Annotated in this window: 22 protein-coding genes; 10 read left to right on the plus strand and 12 right to left on the minus strand. The window is 65.9% G+C overall.

The annotated features are described in order from the left end of the window. Window positions 1-311: 311 nt before the first annotated feature. From AC1DWC_RS05385 to AC1DWC_RS05395, 3 genes are all read right to left on the minus strand, one after another. Window positions 312-983 (minus strand): hypothetical protein, encoded by a 672-nt coding sequence (locus AC1DWC_RS05385; protein WP_477906501.1) that lies wholly within the window; start codon window positions 981-983, stop codon window positions 312-314. 255 nt (window positions 984-1,238) lie between these two features. Beyond that, a complete protein-coding gene (locus AC1DWC_RS05390; RefSeq protein WP_477906502.1) occupies window positions 1,239-1,757 on the minus strand; it encodes a hypothetical protein in 519 nt (172 codons plus the stop codon). 193 nt (window positions 1,758-1,950) lie between these two features. Beyond that, a complete protein-coding gene (locus AC1DWC_RS05395; protein WP_477906503.1) occupies window positions 1,951-2,214 on the minus strand; it encodes a hypothetical protein in 264 nt (87 codons plus the stop codon). Window positions 2,215-2,320: 106 nt separating this feature from the next. Between AC1DWC_RS05395 and AC1DWC_RS05400 the strand changes: the two genes are divergently transcribed. Continuing rightward, the gene (locus AC1DWC_RS05400; protein WP_477906504.1) at window positions 2,321-2,839 is read left to right on the plus strand and encodes a hypothetical protein; all 519 of its coding nucleotides are present in this window, start codon (window positions 2,321-2,323) and stop codon (window positions 2,837-2,839) included. A 282-nt stretch (window positions 2,840-3,121) separates the two neighbouring features. Here the strand turns inward: AC1DWC_RS05400 and AC1DWC_RS05405 are convergent, their stop codons facing one another. The 4 genes from AC1DWC_RS05405 to AC1DWC_RS05420 all read right to left on the minus strand — a co-directional run bounded on the left by AC1DWC_RS05405 (window position 3,122) and on the right by AC1DWC_RS05420 (window position 5,773). Then, entirely contained in the window at window positions 3,122-3,574 is a 453-nt protein-coding gene (locus tag AC1DWC_RS05405) for a hypothetical protein (protein WP_477906505.1), read from the minus strand. 156 nt (window positions 3,575-3,730) lie between these two features. Next, a complete protein-coding gene (locus AC1DWC_RS05410; protein ID WP_477906506.1) occupies window positions 3,731-4,606 on the minus strand; it encodes an alpha/beta fold hydrolase in 876 nt (291 codons plus the stop codon). 195 nt (window positions 4,607-4,801) lie between these two features. Further along, on the minus strand, window positions 4,802-5,386 hold the full coding sequence (locus tag AC1DWC_RS05415; RefSeq protein WP_477906507.1) for a hypothetical protein: 585 nt from the start codon (window positions 5,384-5,386) through the stop codon (window positions 4,802-4,804). Between the two features lie 189 nt (window positions 5,387-5,575). After that, the gene (locus AC1DWC_RS05420) at window positions 5,576-5,773 is read right to left on the minus strand and encodes a hypothetical protein (RefSeq protein WP_477906508.1); all 198 of its coding nucleotides are present in this window, start codon (window positions 5,771-5,773) and stop codon (window positions 5,576-5,578) included. A 462-nt stretch (window positions 5,774-6,235) separates the two neighbouring features. On the opposite strand from AC1DWC_RS05420, the gene AC1DWC_RS05425 reads away from it, so the two are divergent. After that, window positions 6,236-7,099, plus strand: a complete 864-nt coding sequence (locus tag AC1DWC_RS05425) for a hypothetical protein (protein ID WP_477906509.1) — start codon at window positions 6,236-6,238, stop codon at window positions 7,097-7,099. Window positions 7,100-7,278: 179 nt separating this feature from the next. After that, window positions 7,279-7,719 (plus strand): VOC family protein, encoded by a 441-nt coding sequence (locus tag AC1DWC_RS05430; RefSeq protein WP_477906510.1) that lies wholly within the window; start codon window positions 7,279-7,281, stop codon window positions 7,717-7,719. A 362-nt stretch (window positions 7,720-8,081) separates the two neighbouring features. Here AC1DWC_RS05430 and AC1DWC_RS05435 read toward each other — a convergent pair whose 3' ends face one another. After that, window positions 8,082-9,026 (minus strand): esterase/lipase family protein, encoded by a 945-nt coding sequence (locus tag AC1DWC_RS05435; RefSeq protein WP_477906511.1) that lies wholly within the window; start codon window positions 9,024-9,026, stop codon window positions 8,082-8,084. Between the two features lie 979 nt (window positions 9,027-10,005). On the opposite strand from AC1DWC_RS05435, the gene AC1DWC_RS05440 reads away from it, so the two are divergent. From AC1DWC_RS05440 to AC1DWC_RS05455, 4 genes are read left to right on the plus strand one after another with little or no spacing between them, the layout of a single operon-like run. Next, window positions 10,006-12,465 carry a sensor histidine kinase gene (locus AC1DWC_RS05440; RefSeq protein ID WP_477906512.1) on the plus strand — a complete coding sequence of 820 codons (2,460 nt, stop codon included), beginning with the start codon at window positions 10,006-10,008 and terminating at the stop codon, window positions 12,463-12,465. Between the two features lie 2 nt (window positions 12,466-12,467). Beyond that, a complete protein-coding gene (locus AC1DWC_RS05445) occupies window positions 12,468-12,881 on the plus strand; it encodes a roadblock/LC7 domain-containing protein (protein ID WP_477839173.1) in 414 nt (137 codons plus the stop codon). Between the two features lie 6 nt (window positions 12,882-12,887). Then, window positions 12,888-13,277, plus strand: coding sequence for a DUF742 domain-containing protein (locus AC1DWC_RS05450; protein WP_072847197.1), 390 nt, complete (start codon window positions 12,888-12,890; stop codon window positions 13,275-13,277). Between the two features lie 6 nt (window positions 13,278-13,283). Further along, window positions 13,284-13,865, plus strand: coding sequence for a GTP-binding protein (locus tag AC1DWC_RS05455; protein ID WP_477906513.1), 582 nt, complete (start codon window positions 13,284-13,286; stop codon window positions 13,863-13,865). Between the two features lie 235 nt (window positions 13,866-14,100). On the opposite strand, the gene AC1DWC_RS05460 is transcribed toward AC1DWC_RS05455, so the two are convergent. From AC1DWC_RS05460 to AC1DWC_RS05470, 3 genes are all read right to left on the minus strand, one after another. Beyond that, window positions 14,101-14,523: a hypothetical protein gene (locus tag AC1DWC_RS05460; RefSeq protein ID WP_477906514.1), complete on the minus strand. Its 423-nt coding sequence runs from the start codon at window positions 14,521-14,523 to the stop codon at window positions 14,101-14,103. A gap of 484 nt (window positions 14,524-15,007) precedes the next feature. Beyond that, window positions 15,008-15,586, minus strand: coding sequence for a transposase (locus AC1DWC_RS05465; protein WP_477906515.1), 579 nt, complete (start codon window positions 15,584-15,586; stop codon window positions 15,008-15,010). A 90-nt stretch (window positions 15,587-15,676) separates the two neighbouring features. Then, window positions 15,677-16,375 carry a TetR/AcrR family transcriptional regulator gene (locus AC1DWC_RS05470; protein WP_477906516.1) on the minus strand — a complete coding sequence of 233 codons (699 nt, stop codon included), beginning with the start codon at window positions 16,373-16,375 and terminating at the stop codon, window positions 15,677-15,679. Between the two features lie 117 nt (window positions 16,376-16,492). Here AC1DWC_RS05470 and AC1DWC_RS05475 point away from each other — a divergent pair, with 117 nt between their 5' ends. After that, complete coding sequence (locus AC1DWC_RS05475; protein WP_477906517.1) at window positions 16,493-17,212, plus strand: DUF4386 domain-containing protein; 720 nt, start codon at window positions 16,493-16,495, stop codon at window positions 17,210-17,212. Window positions 17,213-17,325: 113 nt separating this feature from the next. Continuing rightward, window positions 17,326-17,958, plus strand: coding sequence for an NAD(P)-dependent oxidoreductase (locus AC1DWC_RS05480; protein WP_477906518.1), 633 nt, complete (start codon window positions 17,326-17,328; stop codon window positions 17,956-17,958). A gap of 73 nt (window positions 17,959-18,031) precedes the next feature. On the opposite strand, the gene AC1DWC_RS05485 is transcribed toward AC1DWC_RS05480, so the two are convergent. After that, window positions 18,032-18,520 carry a MarR family winged helix-turn-helix transcriptional regulator gene (locus AC1DWC_RS05485; RefSeq protein ID WP_477906519.1) on the minus strand — a complete coding sequence of 163 codons (489 nt, stop codon included), beginning with the start codon at window positions 18,518-18,520 and terminating at the stop codon, window positions 18,032-18,034. A gap of 50 nt (window positions 18,521-18,570) precedes the next feature. Between AC1DWC_RS05485 and AC1DWC_RS05490 the strand changes: the two genes are divergently transcribed. Continuing rightward, the gene (locus AC1DWC_RS05490) at window positions 18,571-19,344 is read left to right on the plus strand and encodes an SDR family NAD(P)-dependent oxidoreductase (protein WP_477906520.1); all 774 of its coding nucleotides are present in this window, start codon (window positions 18,571-18,573) and stop codon (window positions 19,342-19,344) included. Window positions 19,345-19,370 lie beyond the last annotated feature (26 nt).

The raw sequence follows: 19,370 nt of genomic DNA on the forward strand, positions 1-19,370 counted from the left end.
AGTGTCGGTAAGCCCTCCAGGCAACCTGGAACACGACCTCCTCGCCCATGTCCGTCACTGTCCCGCCCTCTAGTTGTGCGGGTGATGCCATGGGTGGGCACTCTGACATTATTCTTCAGTTGTCGTAGCGGGTAGCCAGGGCTCGACACGTTGCGTCCCTTGTGCTTCTCGGCATCGAAGCCGACGGACGGCCACCGCGCCTGCCTCGTCGGAGGCAATTGCGCTTCTGGTCGTCCGGTTCGGCGATCACCGCCTCGATGCCTCGTGATCGCAGATGAGCGCGGTTGGCCTTCGACTGTCGCGATCAGTGTCTAGAGCGTGCCGTTCTCGATGTCGCGTTGCATGGCCTGCTGGTTCGCGATGTGCGAGGACACGCCGTTCTGCACGGTGAACTCGATCAGCGCCGCCGGCGCCGAGAACGTCAGGTGCTCGGTGACCGCGGTCGCGTCGCCGTCCTCGGCGAAGGTGACCTTCTGGTGGGTGATCACGCCGGGCATGTCCCAGGTATCGGTGCTGTACCAGTGGTCGGCGGCGTAAACCCGCTGCTGCCCGACGGTGCGTCCCGGGATCGTTACCGGACCTGCCGGGATGTCCTCGAGGGCGATGAACTCCCAGACTTCGGCGCCGCCCTCGGTGTATTTGCGGCGATCGAGCACGCCCTTCAGGAACGGGTGCCGTCCGAAGCTGTTGGAGAAGTTCGAATACGCCGGGAACACGCGATCGATGGGCGCGTCGATGGTGACGGGCAGGTCGACGTTCACGGTCACCAGTGCCGGGCCGGCGTGGCTCTGCTCGAACTCATAGGCCGCCCACGAGGCCTCCCACTCCGCGTCCAGTGTGGACGAGGAACCCGAATCGGGTTCGGCCCCGGAAACTCCCGTACCCCCCAGCGCGATGCCGGTAGCCAGCACGCACGCGGCGAGAATCTTGGGTGCCGAGCTTCCGGCCCGCCGGCCACAGAGCTGCTCAGGACGTTCGACCATTCGTGTTTCCCCACCCGTCGAGACCGTTGCCGCCCTTCGGCAACCGGGCGAATGATACGCCGCCCGTGCCTTCAAACGACCTCGTATGGGATCAGTCCCGCTGGACCGTGGAACGGCTGTGGCAGGTTGGCTGGGTCCCTGCGCGACGGCATCCGCGTCCTTGGCGCAGCAGGTCGCTGAGCGCGATGTGAGCGACACGGCAACTCGGTCGAAACCGGAACCGCCTCTTACCGACTCAACCACGCACGAACCGGCTCACTTGTCGAAGAGTGAGTTCCAAGGATGCGCATCGGCAGGCTCCCGCTTGCCTGCGATTATGGCGAGGAACTGGTCAAAGTCGTCCGCTAGCGGCACTGTCTCCTCGAACTCCGGCTCCTCGCCGAAGACCGTCCTTCCGGCACCCTCGCCCGACGTCACGAGTGCGACATACGAATAACCGTCCTTCACCGACAACAGAACCGGAAGGTGACGATCCCAGAAACGAACCACGGCCGACACCTGCGCGTCGGTTGTCGCGGCGCCCAAACTCATAGTCTCGATCTCGTTCCACGCAAAAGCGTCATCCCCGACGCACGAGTAGTCGCCCACGGACAGAAACCACACTGTCTCTTCCGCATTCGACAGGCTGCCAAAGGCAGACGACCACGCCAAGAATTCCGGTGGCACCACCTCATAACGAGACCCTGGAAACACCACCTGCCGGTCGCCCACAGACTTCCACGCCCATCCAGCAGCACGCAAGGCTGCAACCCCGCTCGTAATCAGATCCGTCACCTCAAAAGCCTATTTCCCGCCGCCGCCCCGCAGACGTCCCTACCCAACTGCTGGGCCATGGGAGATGGGTCGACGGATGGATCCTCGCGGAGAGGGAGGTGTTCACCAATGGCGGGTCGTACTGCGCTGCACACGGATTGGTTAGGTCAACCGGTTGGTGATCACCCTTGAGGAGGCTCCTGAGAGGGACGTGTCAGGTCGGGGGATGGCCGTCGGCGTCGATGACGTCAGCGTCGTAGCGGTCGGGCAAGTTGAGCAAATCGGTGAGCATGCGGCGCCGCTGCCCGTCGAGCCACCGCACGGTGGCCGCCCGGTCCCCGGCCGACGCCACGTCGCGGAACTCCCGCCAGTACGGCAGGTCCCCGTCGAAACCCCCGTGATGGGCGAGGACGTCGATCATCTTCTCGATGACCTCGACCGGATCACCGGTGCCGTTCAGGGCCCGCCACCCCGCCAACTGCGGCCACTGAAGCGCCGGAGCATGTCATTGTCTCGGAAGGGATCAGCGCGTCCACGTCGAGTTGGCCCCAACAGCGCTGTTGATCGATCGCTATCATTCTTCGGTGACCGATCATCTCGATGCTGGTATGCGCGACGCTGATGGGCAGTTGGCTCCCCTGCTCCTTGTGATTGCGCATGACGACTACCACGCGGCGTTTGTCGGGACCACTGCTGACGGCCGCCAGTTCTTTGTCACGACTCCGTTTGCGTGGGCGATCGATGACGCGTCCGGGGCGGAGTTCGCAGCCAGATACCTGTTCGATACGAGTGGGGCGCTTGTGGATTCGACGATTGTTCCACTGGGAACCCGGCCCGGGGGTGGTTCGCCTCCCGGTAACGTCGCGCATTTCGACGAGCAGGGGAATGCCGTCGAGCGCCTGCTTTCGGCGATTCAACCCGTCTCGTTTTGCGACATCACCGTCGCCCCGTTCTCCGTCACGGCGCACGGGCACGAGTTCGGCCTAATCCTCAACGGACCGGATTCGGAGGACGACCATGAGTGGTACTGGAATGTCACGGTCGAACCGGGCGACTACATGGCCTTCTACGCCCCATGGGATGACGGAGAGTACGACACCTAGGGCGTATCTCCTAAATGTCGGTGATGGTTCGCGCGATCGTCGCCGTCATCCCGGAACCCTCTGATCAGCAGGGGCACCGCAAGCGGCGCGGCTCCCGAGGCGGTCGCCCCGTCACCTACGACGCCGAGGACTGCAAGGGTCGCAACGTCATCGAGCGCGTTCAACGAGACCAAGCAATGGCGCGGGCTCGCCACCCGCTACGACAAACTCGCCCTCACATACCGCGGCGGAGCCGTCCTGACGAGCCATCATGCTCTGGCTCACCGCGGTAGGAGACGCACCCTAGAGTCCCCTGAGCCCGAGCAGTCGACTCGCGAGTCGAGGTGGTCGATCCCCTCGCCCTCTCAGTCGATCTACGAGCTCAGGCGTGTGGGGTGGGAACGAGTCGAGGATCTCAGCGGGCCCGATCGCGATGGGTTCGCGTCGTTTCGCACGGTCTCGAGCATCCGTCCAACCCGTGACGAGGAGATACCATCCCGCTTCCGCGACTACTGGCGAGTCTGAGGTCAAGACCGCTTCGATCTCCACGACGCCGTCGCTGAGCGAGACGACATCCTCGACCGTCCGAGTTATCACCACGATCTTCGCCGATGGATCGCTGTTCCAGACCGTCGCGTTGGCCCACCGCTTGAAGAGCTCGGTCTCCTTGCGTTCTCGGGCATCTTGACGCCACCAGAATGCGAGGAGCCCCGCCACGATGAGCCCCGTGGAGCCCCAGAGAACGAACTCGAACATGCCCACATCATAGGGATCCATACGCCCCCTCTGGCCGAGGTCGGATCACCTCCTGGATTCGAATGGTCGATGATGGAGGTGGTTGTTGTGAACACAGCGCGGCGAGTCGCACACCGAGCCTCGCCTGTTCACCACGGCGCAATTACCGCATACGTCCTAGCCCCGCGGATCTGGATGACCGAGCAGCGTGCGCAGGATCGGTTCGGCGTGTGTCCACAAGACGGCCCCGCCGATACCAGGCAATAAGTGGCGTACGGCTCCGGGGATGCGGGCGGCCAGCGACTCGCCGTGGTCGGGTGAGTGGCTGGTGTCCTGGTCGCCGTACCAGAGGTCTACGGGGACACGGATCGTCGCGAGGTCGAAGGTCCAGTTGCCCATCGCCAGTACCGTGTCGCGGGCGTAGCCGGCGGGGCCCGGCGCGAACGCCTCGAGCATGCTGCCACGGTAGGAACGTTCGAAGGCGGGGTCCCGATAGACTGCGAGATCGGATGCGGGGCTGGAGTCGATCACCATCTGCCACAGGGCGTCCGCATCGAATGTCGCGAAGAGGCGCTCCGCGGCGTCAGGGTCTGAAGCGGTCAGTTCGACGAGATCACGCAGCGGCGCCGGTAGACCATCGGCGAACCGCGGCGCCGCGACCTCGTCGCTGCCGGACACGATCGCGACCGCGGCGCAGACACCCGCCGCCGCGCATGCGAGCGCGAAGGGCGCACCCTGAGAGTTGCCCACGATCGCCGGCCTGCCGAGCTCGCGCAGCGCGGCGAACTCGCCGACATCGGCCGCAAAGTGCCGAAATGTTCTACCAGGAAGTGGTGTTGACCGGCCGAGACCCGGACGGTCGAGCGAGATGATCCGCGCATCGAGCGAATCGACGACGCCGGCGCCGAACCCGAGCGAGCTGGTGGTGGCGGCGCCCGGGCTCAGCAGCACCGGAACCCCGTCCGGGCGGCCCCATTCGGCCCACCCGATCACTCGCCCGTCGGCGAGAAGCGATTCGCCCAGCCGGGCCGGGGCCGAGATATCTACAGACATGGTCGCGATCGTCGCCTGCAGCGCCGGGCTTCGCAAGGGGTTTTTGGTGCCGACTACTGTCGCGGAGCACCACCGGCTGGCCGGCGTGGATGGGCGCTGGACGCCCCGTCATTCGGCCTCGGAGGAGATGACGACGAGAGGGCGGAAGAGAAGGAAGGGATGGGCCGCGACTGCTGGGTCCACGACATCGGTCGGTCAGATGGAGTCAGCGTGGTTCGCTGATTCTACGAACCGCGACCAGAACGGAACCTTGGTCCGAAACGACCAGGTGTCCCTCGGTGCAGCCCCGATGCCGAGTTCGTTCCTGAGGTACTCGACCAGATCGGGGCCGTAGTAGGTGACGTCGGTCTGGTACACAGAGAACACTGGAGAACCGGAGGGGGCTGGGGCGGCCGGTGTGTACCGGCGCCCGTGTATCGGCACCAGGGTCGGCCGTTCGGCGAGTTTGCTTCGGACGGTGCGCTCAACCTCCGTAGTGTTCTTCGGTCGCGCACCCCAAGACGGCGGCCAGAAGGGTGGCTCCTGATTGAGGGCGTCCCACACGAAGCCGTCGATCGGCCAGTCGAGCATCCGTCGCAATTCAGAATCGTCCCCGCCGCGCCAGTCGGGCCATCGATCGCCCACCGGCATCGCTGAGGAAAGTAGATCGAGGTGGTCCTGGGCGAACTCGAATCCGAATCGCTCACGTACCGAACGGATTTCGCCGCCGGTCAGGCCAGGTGCAAGTTCCACACCGGCCTGTTCGAGCACGGATATCGCCGCGAAGGCGATCCTGTTCATCGGGCCAGTGTGACACGTGCTTCCGCACCCGAACTGCCCAGCGATGGCATCGGTAGGCCGCACCCACGCCGACGTCTCGGCGAACCGGTGACCACCCCCACCGTTGTCCTGTTTCATGATCGTTGTCGACGGCAACCAACGTCAGTCTTGTTGACGGCCGCGTTGTCCCTCTGTGACGACGTTTCGCAGTCATTGCTGCTCGAGCTCAGGGTGGCGCCGGAGCAGTTCGCCCTCGACTCGGCGCAGCGAGGAGATCTCTGCGTTCATGTCGTCGAGCTGGCGCCGCGATCGGTCCAGGAGTGCCTCGAGTTCGCGGACCCGGAGCAGGACCTCCTCCCGCTCAACCAGGAGGCGAGCAACTTGATCCGCAGCAGGGTTCGTGCCCATTTGCCCATGATATAGCTGGTTTGGCGACCGGATCAGGTTCCAGGGCACGGTGGTACCGACCATCGGCGACTGGACAAGATCACGGGACTCGGCGAACCCGGCGGTACCCATGCAAATGCGTACCCGCGGACACACACAGCCCGACCATTCAGGGGCGGTCGGATCATTCGCTGCGCGCGCATTGGTGAACCCAGACGGTGTTCATGGGTGAACACCCTGGTGTTGGGGAGGTCACCGTTCTTCGTCGGATGCCACTGGGCAGCCAGTTCCGGGTTGTGGGTCGCGAGTATGCCTGGAGCCGGCCTGTCCGGGACGGCAAGGTGCGGCGCACCGGTGTCACGTCGGATGCCGGCATCGGCGCCGCTGTCCGGTAGGGCATACCCGGCGGCGGCAGGGCGCGTGGCCCGGGCTGCTGCTGCACCACGGACCGCGTCAAGGGGTACGCGATGCCACAATCAACGGGTGGACTTCGACAGCGTCGCCGATGAGCTCTACGCGGTCGCCCCGTCCGACTTCGTCGCCGCTCGACGTACCGCGATTGCGAGTGCCAAGGAGGCGGGCGACAAAGCGTTGGCGAAGGAACTGGCCGGCTTGCGGAAGCCAACGACTACCGGGTGGGCCCTCAACGTGATCGTCCGGGCCGAGCCGGAGGGCGTCGAGCGTCTTCTCGACCTCGGGGCTGCGCTGCGCTCAGCGCAGCAGGCCTTACGTGGTGATGAGCTGCGGTCGCTGGCAACCCGACGCGCCGCAGCACTTTCGGCGCTGACGGACCGTGCGGCGGCCGCGGCGAGGGAACGCGGCCACGAGTTGTCCGAGACCGTGCTGCGGGAGGTTGGCCAGTCGCTGTCGGCGGCGCTCGCCGACCCCGACATCGGCGCCGACCTGCGGCGCGGCCGGATGCTTGGTGCGGTGTCCTACAGCGGATTCGGGCCCGCAGTGCTCGCCGCGGTGCCCGACACAGTTCCTGCACCGCCGCCGTCAGCCACCGCGCCGGCGGAGCGGCCGCCAGACGACATTCGCCAGGCGCAGGAAGGGGCCGGCGAAGAGGCAAGGCGGAACGCACGCGAGGCGGCGGTGCGGCGTCAAGCGCCGGCGGTCGCAGATGCAGCACGCGCGGCTCGTGAATCTGCGTCTGACCTCGACGTGGCAACCGAGCGGGCGGCGGAGGCAACTCACAGGGTCGAGGAACTCCGGGACGAACTGATGCGAGCCGAGCAGGAGAGCCGGTTCGCAGACTCCGCACGCCACTCGGCTGAGGAGGCTGCCCAGCGCGCGGCCGCGGAGCTGACGCGGGCTCGGGAGCTCGCCGCCGAACTCGACACCTGATCGCGGCGGAGCGCTGTCGCCGCGCCGACCACCGCCCTGATCGGCAGCAACATGTCGTCCCGCACGACCTTTCGAAACCCTGGGTTGACCGCAGCTTTGCGGCAAGAACATGTCGAGATCCCAGCCCCGGCTCCGTCCCAGCATCGAATCGGCAAGACAACAGTTGGAGGATGGGATCCATGGCACACGTACAACGTCTCGACCACATCGGCATCACCGTCGCGGACCTCGACTCGGTAACGGCGTTCTTCGTCGGACTGGGTCTCGAGGTAGAGGGCACCGGATCCGTGGAGGGCGAGTTCGTGGAGACCGTCTGCGGCATCCCCGGCGCGCACTGTGAGATCGCAATGCTGCGGCCGCCCGACGGAGGGTCCCGGCTGGAGCTCGCGACCTTCGTCGCACCCGACCACGTGCCCGGATCGCCAACGGCGATGGCCAACGAGCTTGGGCTGCGCAACGTGTCCTTCGAGGTCGGAGACCTCCAGGCGGCCGTCGACGCGGTGGCTGCGGACGGGTACGGGTTAATCGGCGGCATCGGCGAGTACGAGAACAGCGTGCGGATGGCCTACGTGCGTGGGCCCGAAGGGATCATCGTGTCCCTGTTCGAGCAGATCGGCTGACGCGCGTGCGCATTGCCCACGTGTGTCAATCCGTCGCCATGGACGTGGCGGTAGCTCGACATCGTTGGCGTGCATAGAGAGAGAAGAGAGGGGAGAGGAAGAGAGAGCGGAATGGATGGAGAGATGGAGGGGTGTTCACCAATGGCGGTTCGTTCTGGGCTGCATGCGTACTGGCTAGGTTGACCGGTCGGTAGTCACACTCAAGGACGGCTCCGGACCACACAAATCTGGATGAGTTCCAGGTTGTGGTCAGTCATGCGCGCGATCAGGTTGCTGCGGCTCGGTGCGGATGTCCGCAACGCGCTCGTGACCGTGGTCGACGCCCGCACCGTTCGCTCATCGAACCGCGCTGGCTGTGTGGATCATCGCGTGAACGGGGGCGTGAACGTGCATGGCACCTCACGCGGGTGGGCCGGGTCGAGGGCGTTGAGGACCATGTAGGCCGCCCTCTGCGAGCCAGCGATCGAGAGGTGATCGGAGTAGTCCTGCTGGCAGCCGTCCTGGACGACAATGTTGGTCACGTCGTAGCCGGGAGGTCCGGGCACCTGACCTTGGGTGAAGGGCTGAATCACTTCGTCGTACCGGGTACTGATGTTGGTGTACTTGATGCCCTTGACGTAAGGGGTGCCGCCGGCGTTGAGCTTGTGCATGAAGTCCGATTCCGAAGTGAGCTGGCCGCATGCCTGGCAGACCGGGACCGCGGTGTCCGGAAGCCCAAGCCGGTGGAGAAGTGCCGTAATCGCGTCGACTCCCAGCGCTTTCGTTCCCATCCATGCCGGACCCAGCGACACGTAGTTCGAGATCTTCGACTGCCCACCGAGGACTTTTGCGTAGTAGCCGGGTACGACCGTGCCCTGCGAATGCCCCACGACGTCTACCGTCGACGCGCCCGTTGCCGAGAGGACCTGGTCGACGAAGACACCGAACTGCTGCGCGCTGCCCTCGATCGGCATCAGCCCGCCGACCGCCGAGTTCGACGCCGGCGCATCGGGAATCGCACCGTAGGTCAGGGCAAACACGCAGAATCCGGCGTCCTTGAGCAGCGGGACGTAAGCGCTCCAGGACGCTGGCGAGCTGCCCGTTCCGTGCACCAGCACCACGGGGCGTGGGTGCTCCGCAGTGGGCTTACAGCTGAAGTCGTTGGATCCGGGTAGCGATCCGCCCGGATTGGTCAGTTCGTTCGGGTCGCCTGCGGAGAAGTTGTTGTTCTCGGGAAGCGGCACCGCGTTCGCCGCACCCGTCCCGAACGGCAACACCAACGCGATCAGCGAGAGCGTGAAGACTGCGACACGTGATACCCGGAACACTTGGCCTCCGATTGTTGTACAGGTCACTGAACCTATCGATCGTTCGTTTGTCTGCATAGCCCAACAGTTTCGGCATACGTCGTGTCAGACCACGCCATGCTCTGTAAACCCCCGTCTCGACTACGACCTGAATTTGCCTGGACATTCGGGGAGCCCGCTGGTCGGACGGGGCCTTGCGGCCCTCGCCGCTGTGACTTGGTCGTACGTGGCGGTTCACGCCTGGTCCGCCCAGCGGTCCCATTGCGACGCTGGTCCGGCGCATGGCAGGACGCTGGTCCGGTGCATGGCAGCCAGCCAGAGAGAACGGAATGAGATGGAGAGAGTGGTGGTGGATGGAGTGGAGGGGTGTTCACCACTGGCGGGTGGCGGTGGGCGTCATGCGGATTGACTAGGTTGGCCGGTTGGTGATCAGAGTTCCCCGCAGCCGCGGCCGGGCACGCCTGCGCGGTATTCCTCGAATGTCAGGTGGGTGAATCGTTGGTGGCTGGCGGCATGACGAACAGTCGCTGCTACTCGCTGTTCGCCGTCTTCGGCGCCGTCCTCTCTCTGCCCCGACCGCAGCCGCGCGACGGCACACGGGGCCTGGCCCTGTTCGCATGGTTGGGGTAACGGGCTCTGAGGCCCCGCCTAGGACCGGGGCGGATTGGGCTACCCGTCGGCTCAGTCGCCTCGCCGGTGGGCGACGAAAGGGGGCAGGCCGGGCCCGCCTTCCTTCGCGTTCCACGGGCCGATCATTCAACGCACTCGCGCGCATCGCTTCGATCAGGCCGGCCGCACGGGACGCCGCCGGGGCAGTCCCCGTCGGCCAGGTCCGCCATCGTCTCTAGAAGCACTACGAATAGAGAAATTCGTTAGCCTTGCAATCCACATCGCCCGCCCGACGATAGGGTTAAACACCAAGCGGCCCAGTCGAATCAAGAAAGATCGGGGTAGTGAGGCCGAAGTACACGTGAGGTATTCGACCCGCTATATTCCCCGGATGTTGAAAGTGCGCCTCGGTATCCGCGCTCGGGTCCTGGCCATCGCACTGGTTCCAAGCCTGGCGTTGCTCGGGATCGGTGTAGGCACAGCGGGATACCTGATACGTGAGGGCCGACAGTCCGAACAATGGGCGGCAGCGAACGGAGATGCCGTGAACCACGCTCGCGACGTGGTTGCCGGGGTAGAACAGGAACGGATGCTGTCGCTGTGGCATCTGTCCGGTGAACAGAGCGATCCGGCCGCGCTCGGCGCAGCACGGAACAGGCTCGACGCCGCGTTCGAGGCGCTGGCCCCCTACGAATCAAGGCTGCAGAGCGTGTCGGAGGGCACCATGGGTGCCGACACTGGCGGATTCGACACCTTGATAGCTCGCCTGCCCCAGATTCGCGGTCTGATCGATGCAGGAAGAATGTCGATCGACGACACATACGCCCTCTACAACAGCATTCTCGATGCAGTTGCGCTCGGCACCAACCTCATCACCTCCAAGGCGCCCGACGCCCAGGTAGGCGTCACGCTCCTCAATGGCGTGCGCGTCCTGCACGCGATGGAGGGAATGTCACGTTCCGCCGCGCTCACCGCTGCCGAACTTCAGGGACAGCTCAGCAGCGGTCCAATGCGTAACGATTATCGAAATCTGGTCGGGTTCTACCGGACCGTACTTCCGCAGCTCGCCGCCGACCTGGGCGCTGATCCAGCAGCTGAGAAGATCCGGGCGGCACTGGCCTCTCCCGGCTGGCAGCAGGTGGCCGCGATGGAGGACTACCTCATCAACCCGCCGGAGCCGGACAAAAACGGTGACGTCCCGGCACCGCCAATGACCTTCGCTGAGTGGCGCACCGCGCAGGAACCGCTGTCTGAAGCGGTGATCGGCGCATGGACGGGCCTGAACGACCATGCGAACCAGATCGCTGCCGACGAGGGCAAACGCACCGCGGCGAACTCACTGTGGGCGGGTGCCGCCGTGCTCGCGCTTGCGCTCGTGGCGTTCCTGCTGTCGCTGTGGCTGGCCAACCGACTGATCGGGCGGCTCAAGCGCCTACGCAAGGAAACACTGGACCTGGCAGAGGTCGAACTGCCTGAAACCATGCGCAAGCTGGGCGCGGGCGAGCAAATCGATCCCAAAGCTGCGCACCTGGACTTCGGTGACGACGAAATCGGCTCGGTGGCACAGGCCTTCAACCGTGCACACACAGCGGCCGTTTCCGCCGCGGTCACCGAGGCCCGCACCCGCGAGGGCGTGCGCGCGGTGTTCCTCAACATCGCCCACCGAAGCCAGATGGTGGTGCACCGGCAACTCGAGGTCCTGGACGAGGCCGAACAAAGCCAAGAGGATCCTGCCCTGCTGGAGACATTCTTCCGACTCGACCACCTGGCGACCCGCGAACGCCGCAACGCCGAGAACCTCATCATCCTCGGTGGCGGCGAGCCCGGCCGCCAGTGGCGGAGTCCGGTGCCACTGTCCGATCTGGTGCGTAGCGCGATCGGCGAGAGCCTCGACTACACGCGGGTGCACACCCGCCGCATGCCTCAGGTGTTCATCGTCGGCAACGTGGTCGCCGACCTCATCCACCTGATCGCCGAACTGGTCGACAACGCGACGGCGTTCTCCCCGCCGCAGTCGCGCGTCGAAGTGAGCGGCAACGTGGTCGGCAAGGGGGTCGCGATCGAGATCACTGATCAGGGCATGGGAATGACCGCCGAAGAACTCGACCGCGTCAACGAGATGCTGCGCAATCCACCGGATTTCGGTGTCGACACGCTCTCGGCGACTTCACGTCTGGGCTTGTTCATCGTTTCGCAGCTGGGTGTACGGCACGGAATCTCTGTGCAGCTAACCGAATCCGAGTACGGCGGCATTCGTGCCATCGTGCTGGTGCCGAACTCGGTGGTCGCCGCCGATGCGACACCTGTGGCTGGCCATGTGCCAGATCGGTTCGCCGGACGTCGGCCCGAAGGGCGGATAGCCAGCGCGATCCCGGAACCCAATTCTGCCGAATCTGTCTCGGCTGCAGTGGGTGTCGCGACACTTGCGCCCCCGACTCCAGTGTCTCCCGCCGAACAGCCGGTGCAGTCGGTGGCCCCGCCGCAGGCGTGGGCGAACGTCGAGTACATCGATAGCGCGCCACACGCCGAGTACACAGAACATTCTGTGGCAACCCCGTGGCACGAGCCGCCGACCCCCGCTGTCGAACCGGAGTCCCTCACCCCGCAACCGTTGCCCGACAACGGCGGTGGCGTTCGCCCAAGCCTGCCTCGCCGTCGCCGGCAGGCCAGTCTGGCGCCGGAGCTGGCGCACGATCCTCGGCTCGAGGTGGAAGCGCAGCAGCCGTCACGGTCGGCGGAGCAAGCGCGAGATCTGATGTCCGCCATCGCGTACGGTACCCAGCAGGCTCGGCATTCGGAACCCCCGCCCGGGTATACAACCAGGGACGAAATGGAAGGTGAAGGAAGGTGAAGGTGACGACTTCTAACTCAGGTGACCTGAACTGGCTTCTCGACGATCTAGTCAATCGTCTTGCCGGGGTGCGCTACGCAGTCGTGCTTTCCACCGATGGGCTGCTGCTGGGCCGATCCACGTCCATGAGCCGTGAGGACGCCGAGCACTTCGGTGCCATGTCGGCCACTTTGTACGGGCTGGCACGCAGCGCGGGACATCGCTTTCAAGGCGGCAGCGTTCGCCAAGCCGTCATCGAACTTGAGAATGCGGTGATGTTCGTGACGGCGGCCGGAAGCAACGCATGTATCGCATTGCAAGCCAACGACACCGCGAATCTGGGTATGGTCGCGTATGAAATGAACATGACTGTGCAGCGTGTCGGTAGCTATCTGTCTGCCAATCCTCGTAACGGTGTGGCCGAGCATGGAGCGTAGATTGCCGTGACACGAATAGGTCAACCGTGGTTCGACGACGCGGCCGGTCCTCTGGTCCGCCCGTACGCCGTCACGCGGGGCCGCACGATGGGTGCGGGACACGATCTCGACATGCTCACGCTCGTAGTGACCGTGTCCCCCGCTCCGCGGCTGCAGCACATCGAAACGGAGTACGCGGAGATCGTTCAGTTGTGCTGTACTGCGCAGTCGGTGGCCGAGGTCTCCGCGCACCTGAATCTGCCTCTGGCGGTAACCAAAATCCTGGTCGGTGATCTCATCGCCGAGGGAATGCTGAACTTCCGGGCTCCCGCCAGCAGCGACTCCTACAACGACATTGCCGGGATCGGCGACCTGAACATTCTGCAAGCAGTACTCGATGGAATCCGAAAGCTGTAGACAACTATGCATGACAATGCGTCCTCAGCCGACCTGGCTGCTTCGGTCAAAATCCTCGTAGCCGGCGGCTTCGGAGTCGGTAAGACCACGATGGTGTCCTCCGTCAGTGAGATCGCACCACTACGTACCGAGGAAACGATTACCGAATTGTCCACCGGCATCGACGATTTGTCGGGCGTGGAGGGGAAGACCACGACCACCGTGGCCCTGGACTTCGGTCGTATCACCCTCGATGAAAGCCTAGTTCTGTACCTGTTCGGCACGCCTGGACAGGACCGATTTTGGTTCCTTTGGGACGAACTGGTGCGCGGGGCCCTCGGCGCCGTCGTTCTCGCAGACACCCGTCGGTTGGAGAACTCGTTCGCTGCCATCGACTTCTTCGAACGGCGCGGAGTCTCGTTCACGATCGCGGTGAACTGCTTCGACAGTGCCGAGGCCTACACAACTGACGAGGTTCGCGAAGCACTCGACCTCGACACCAGAACCCCCATCGTGCTTTGCGACGCTCGTGATCGCGATTCGTGCAAGTCTGTACTGATAACGCTTGTCGAACACCTCATCGCCCAGACCAGCAGCTCAGTGGCCTGAGCAACGCAACGTTCGTCGTCGCGGCCGGATTGCCTCGATCCGTGGGGCCGGTTCCTCGGTGAGCCGGAACCAGAGCACACACCACGCCGGCGGCGCTGTCACTTCGCCTCGGTGCAACACGAGGAGTCATCGGCGGCGCCCGGTCTGGCAAAGAGAGCGCAGCTCTGGTGGCTGCCTGCAGAGTTCGGAGGGCAGCATTGAGGGGGAGAGAGCGAGGGCGACAGGACTATGTGAACTAAGGCCGGTCTTCGGCATCGCATCGATCGGCGTTTTCGCCGTCGTGGGTTGGTCGTCGTGTCGGGGTGAGCAGGTCAGGGTTGACCGCTCGCGCGGCTTGGGCCAGGGTGATGATGAGTAGTCCATAGACCCACACCGAGTACGCCCAGGGGCTGTGGGTGACCGCGGTGATGCGGGGGCCGTCCTTGGTCCAGTAGGTGCAGCGCACGCCGGCAGGGAAGAGCTCGTATTCGTGGGACCAGGCGATATTGGGATGGAACCTGCTCACCAGGTCCGGATCTGGTGGAGGGAGTCGGTCGGAGGGGAAGCCGTCCGGCACGTGCCCGTCGCGTTGGGAGCAGGTATAGCCGGGGTAGTCGTTGTAGTCGTCGATGCTGGCGAACACGAGGACGGCGATCGATCCACCGATCGACAGCAGCACAGAGGTTGCAGCCGCAGACCTGCGTGCGTGTCGACCAGCGGCGCTGAAGGATAGCCAGATAATCGCGCCCAATAGCGCAAGCGCCAGGCCTATAGGCGACAGGAGCGGAGCGAGGAATGCCCCCACAGACCCTCCCATCCCAGCGTCGGTTCTTCTCCAGGGCGACGGTAGCCATCAGTGACGGAGCCGTGGGGGTCGGCACGTTCGACAGGTCTCCCGGGTGCGGACGTAGGACACCGGACGGACGGGGGGATGGAATGGATGGAGGGGTGTTCACCAATGCCGGTTCGTTCTGGGCTGCATGTGAATTGGATAGGTCGACCAGTCGGTAGTCGCACTTAAGGATGGCCCCTGATCGCGCAGATCTGGATGAACTCCAGGTTGGGGCAGTCGGGTACGCCATCACCGGTTCGACGACTTGCCGGCGCCGTCTGAACGGCGACGGGAGGGATTGCCCCCCGAGCGGGGTGACGAATCGGCTGAACTAGGGCATGTCTCCTAGCCTGCGAGGTGTTTGACCCAGGTGCACACCGCTGACAGGAGCGCCCCAGCTCGGTGCGTGAGGGCCAATTTGTCGTAGCGAGTGGCCAGCGTACGCCACTGCTTGAGAGTGCAGAACGACCGCTCGACGACGTTGCGGCCCTTGTACTTCTCGGCATCGAGCCGGACCGGGCGGCCACCGCGACTGCCCCTTCGGAGCCTGTTGCGTTTCTGGTCCTCCGGTTCGGCGATCACCGCCTCGAAACCCCGCGATCGGAGCAGGGTCCGGTTGACTTTCGTGGTGGGCGCGGCAGATCGTCGAGTCCACCGAGACAGTCCAGTCGAGAAGGCCGTTCGCGTCGGCGTTGGCGAGGAGCGCGGCCAGGATCGTGTCCCAGGTTCCGTCGCCGGCGTAGCGGCGGTGACGCTTCCAGATCGTCTGCCACGGAACGAATTCGGCAGGCACGTCACGCCACGGCACACCGACCCGGTGCCGATGGACGATGCCCTCGACGACTCGACGGTGGTTGCGGAACGGGCGTCCACCCTGTTCGCCAACAGACGGCAGCAGCGGCTCGATCAACGCCCACTAGGCGTCGGACAGGTACTCGGTACGTGACACGACGCCCAGTGTCGCTGATTTGATCCCGCTACTGCCAGTTGGGAGCACGCTCTAGGTCGGTGTTCCGCCGGAGCTCCAGGCCTGTCGGTGGAGCCGCTCGACGCCGTCGAGCAGGAGGTCGAGGGTGAACTCGAACTCGAACTGGTCGTCGCAGCCCGTGCCCACCACCGAGTGTCCGTCGTGCGGGCGGCTGGCGGCGACCGCGGCGATGTGGGGGTAGGCCTCGGCCAGCTGCGCGGCGGCGGCCGCGGGGATCTCCTGATCGGCGTCCGCGGGGTCGGTGTAGAGCTCCTGGGTGAACCCAAAGATGCGGCTCCCCAGCGCGTGCATCGCGTGATGGGTGAGGTCGACGGACAGGCCCCCGGCGGTGAACGTCGCGATGGTGGAGTCCATGTAGGCCAGCACCGCCGGGGTCGGGGCGGTCCTCGACTCCATGACGCGTCGCGCCCACGGGTGCCGGAGCAGCATCGCGCGGGCGGACAGGATGCGGGACCGGATCGCGTTCCGCCACGGCAGGTTTGGGTCCGGGGCGTCGATCTCGGTCACGACGGTGTCCGCCATCGCGTCGAGGAGCTCGTCCTTGTTGGCCACGTGCTTGTAGAGCGCCATCGGGACCACGCCCAGCTCCTGCGACAGCCGGCGCATGTTCACCGCCTCGATCCCGTCCGAATCGGCCAGGGCAATGGCGGCGGCCAGCACGCGATCTCGGTTCAGGGGGGTGCGGCGGGCATCCGCCTTGCTGCGGGCCATCGGCTCCGTCCTCTCCTGCGGGCCACCCGCCGTCGGTTGACAGGTGTACTTCGTACACCTTAGCGTTCTGGCCGATGGTGTACTACGTACACCTCTGGATCCCTAGGGAGTTGCGCGATGACCTCAGCAAGAAGGACTGCAATGGCCGCCGGTGTGTTGTTCCTGATCACCGAGGTCTCGGCGATCGCGGGGCTGGCCCTCTATCAGCCGGCGCTCTCGGATCCCGGCTATGTCGGCGGCGCCGGTGCCGACGGCCGGGTGCTGCTCGGCGCCCTCTGTGAGCTCATCCTGATCGCGGCCATCATCGGCACCGCCGTCACGCTGTACCCGGTCATCCGCAGGCAGAACGAGGGCCTCGCCCTCGGTCACGTCGCCGGCCGCATCCTCGAGGCCGCCATCATCACCGTCGGCATCGTCAGCGTGCTGTCGCTGGTGACGCTGCGGCAGGACGGCGCGGCCGCAGGCGCGGACGAGGGCGCACTCGGCGCGGTCGGGCAGGCGCTGGTCGCCATCCACGACTGGACGTTCCTGCTCGGCCCGAGCGTGGTGCTGGGCGTGAACAGCCTGCTGCTGGCCTACCTGGTGTACCGGTCGGACCTCGCGCCCCGGCCCATCGCCGTGCTCGGGCTCGTCGGCGGACCGCTCGTCACCGTCTCCGCGATCGCCGTGCTCTTCGGGCTCTACGGCCCTGCCGCCCATGCGATCTCCGCGCTGCCGGTGTTCGCGTGGGAGGTCAGCTTCGCCGTCTACCTGATCGCCAAGGGCTTCAAGGCAGTTCCCGTCGCCGACCGCATCATTGCCTCGGGCGACCTGCGCCCCGAACCGTCCATGGCGTGACCCCTGCGCCTTCCTGGCCCGCGGGAGCCCTCTGTCCGATGTCGATTGCGTGCGTGATCGATGAGTTTATGATTCAGTGAAGTGAATCATTTACTGCTGCGATCGGAGTTGCGATGGACCTGTTGATGGCCGGGGTGACCGGCGGCACGGGGAAGCTGGCGTTGGAGCGGGCGCTGGACGCCGGGCATCGGGTGGTGGCGGTCGCCCGCCGACCGGAGGCGGTGGCCGCCCGGCCGGGACTGCGGGTGATCGGGGGCGACGTCCTGCAGGGCGGGCAGTGGCAATCGGAGGTCGGCGACTGCCGGGCTGTCCTGTCCTGCCTGGGCAGCACGGATCGCAAGCATCCGACCACCGTCTACTCGCAGGGAACCGCGAACCTGTTGGACTCGCTGGCCGGCGGGCCGGAGCGGCGGCTCGTCTGCCTGTCCTCGGCGGGCCTGGAGATCGCGCCCGGCACCCCGTGGGCCCAGCGGATGGTGACCCACCTGGTGATCCAGCCACGGTTCCGGCACGGATACACCGACATGGCCCGGATGGAGGAGTTCGTCTCGGCGCAGGACGTGCGGTGGACCATCATCCGGCCGCCGATGCTGACCGATGCCGCCTCGACGGGTGAGGCCCGGGCGGCCGTGAACCGGCACCTGGACAAGCCTCGGTCGATCAGCCGTGCCGCCCTGGCCGACTATGCGGTTCGGATCCTGGAAGAACCCACGACCTGGAAGGGGACGGTCGAGGTCTCGGCCTGACCGAAACGTCGGCCCTGCACCGCGCGACGCTTTCCGTTGCGCGGCGCAGGCGGGTGGGGCCGGCGCGGGCCGCTCAGGATTGGGCGCGGTAGCCGGGGTGCACGTCCGGCTCGATGCCGTGACTGGTGGCCACCTTCGCCAGCAACTCGCCGAGGGTGCGTCGCTCCTCGGCCGACAGCGCCTCGACCAGGTCGGCCTCGTGTGCCTCGCCGATCTCGCGCATCTGCGCCATCACCGCGCGTCCGCCCACCGACAGGTGCAGTTCGTAGTTGCGACGATCCCGGGCGCTGCGTTGACGCTCCACGAGCCCCTTGGCCTGCAGGCCGTCCACCAAGGCCACCACCCGACTCGGCACCACGCCGAGCTTGGTCGCCAGCGCCTGCTGGCTCATTCCGGGATCGGTCGCGATCAGCCGCAGCAGGCCGACGTCGCTGGGCTGCAACTCCAGCGCGGACAGTCGCTCCGCGAATCGGGCGGTGGCGTACATGCCGAGCTGGGACAACAGGAAGCTGACCCGCTGCGCGGGCGGTCGGAACGGCTGCGCCGCGGGGTCGGTGGCCATGCCCGCACCATACCATTGACACGCAATCATTCTGTGCTATGAATGATTGCATGACTGGAACTAATAAGCTCGACAGAGCCGACCTCACCGGTCGGGTGGCGTTGGTGACCGGGGCGTCCGGATCGATCGGGGCGGCGGTCAGTCGCGCCCTCGCCGACCGCGGCGCGGCGGTCGCCGTGCACGGTCGGACCGAGGACCGGCTGACCGCGCTGGTCCAGCAGATCCGCGGGTCCGGGGGCACGGCCGCCGTGCACCTCGGCGACGTGCGCGACCCCGACCACCTGGCGGAGCTGACCGAACGGGTGGCCGCGGACCTCGGGCCGATCGACATCGCGGTCCCGCTGGCGGGCGGCGCGGGCGCGCCGGAACCGTCGGCGGCGATGAGCGCGCAGCGCTGGCGTGAGGTCGTCGAACTCGACCTGACCTCGACGTTCCTCACCCTGCGGGCCGTGCTGCCAGGAATGGTCGAGCGCGGTGACGGGCGGATCGTCACCGTCGCCTCCAGCGCCGGACGCCGAGCGTCGCAGGCCAACGCCGCCTACGCCGCGGCCAAGGCCGGCGTGGTCATGCTGACCGAGCACCTGGCAAAGGAGCACGCAGGCAACGGCATTCGGGTCAACTGCGTGGCGCCGTCCATCGTGGAGACCGACACGCTGCGGGACCGAATGTCCGCTGCGCAGCTGGCCGCAGTCGCCGGACACGTGCCGCTGCGCCGCATCGGCCAACCCGCCGACATCGCCGAGACCGTCGCGTTTCTCGTCTCGGACGCGGCGGGCTGGATCACCGGGAACACCATCGACATCACCGGAGGGATGACGCTGTGAACGAGAGCGCGAGTGACACGAGGAGT

This window comes from Rhodococcus sp. P4_C10, from assembly GCF_056402135.1.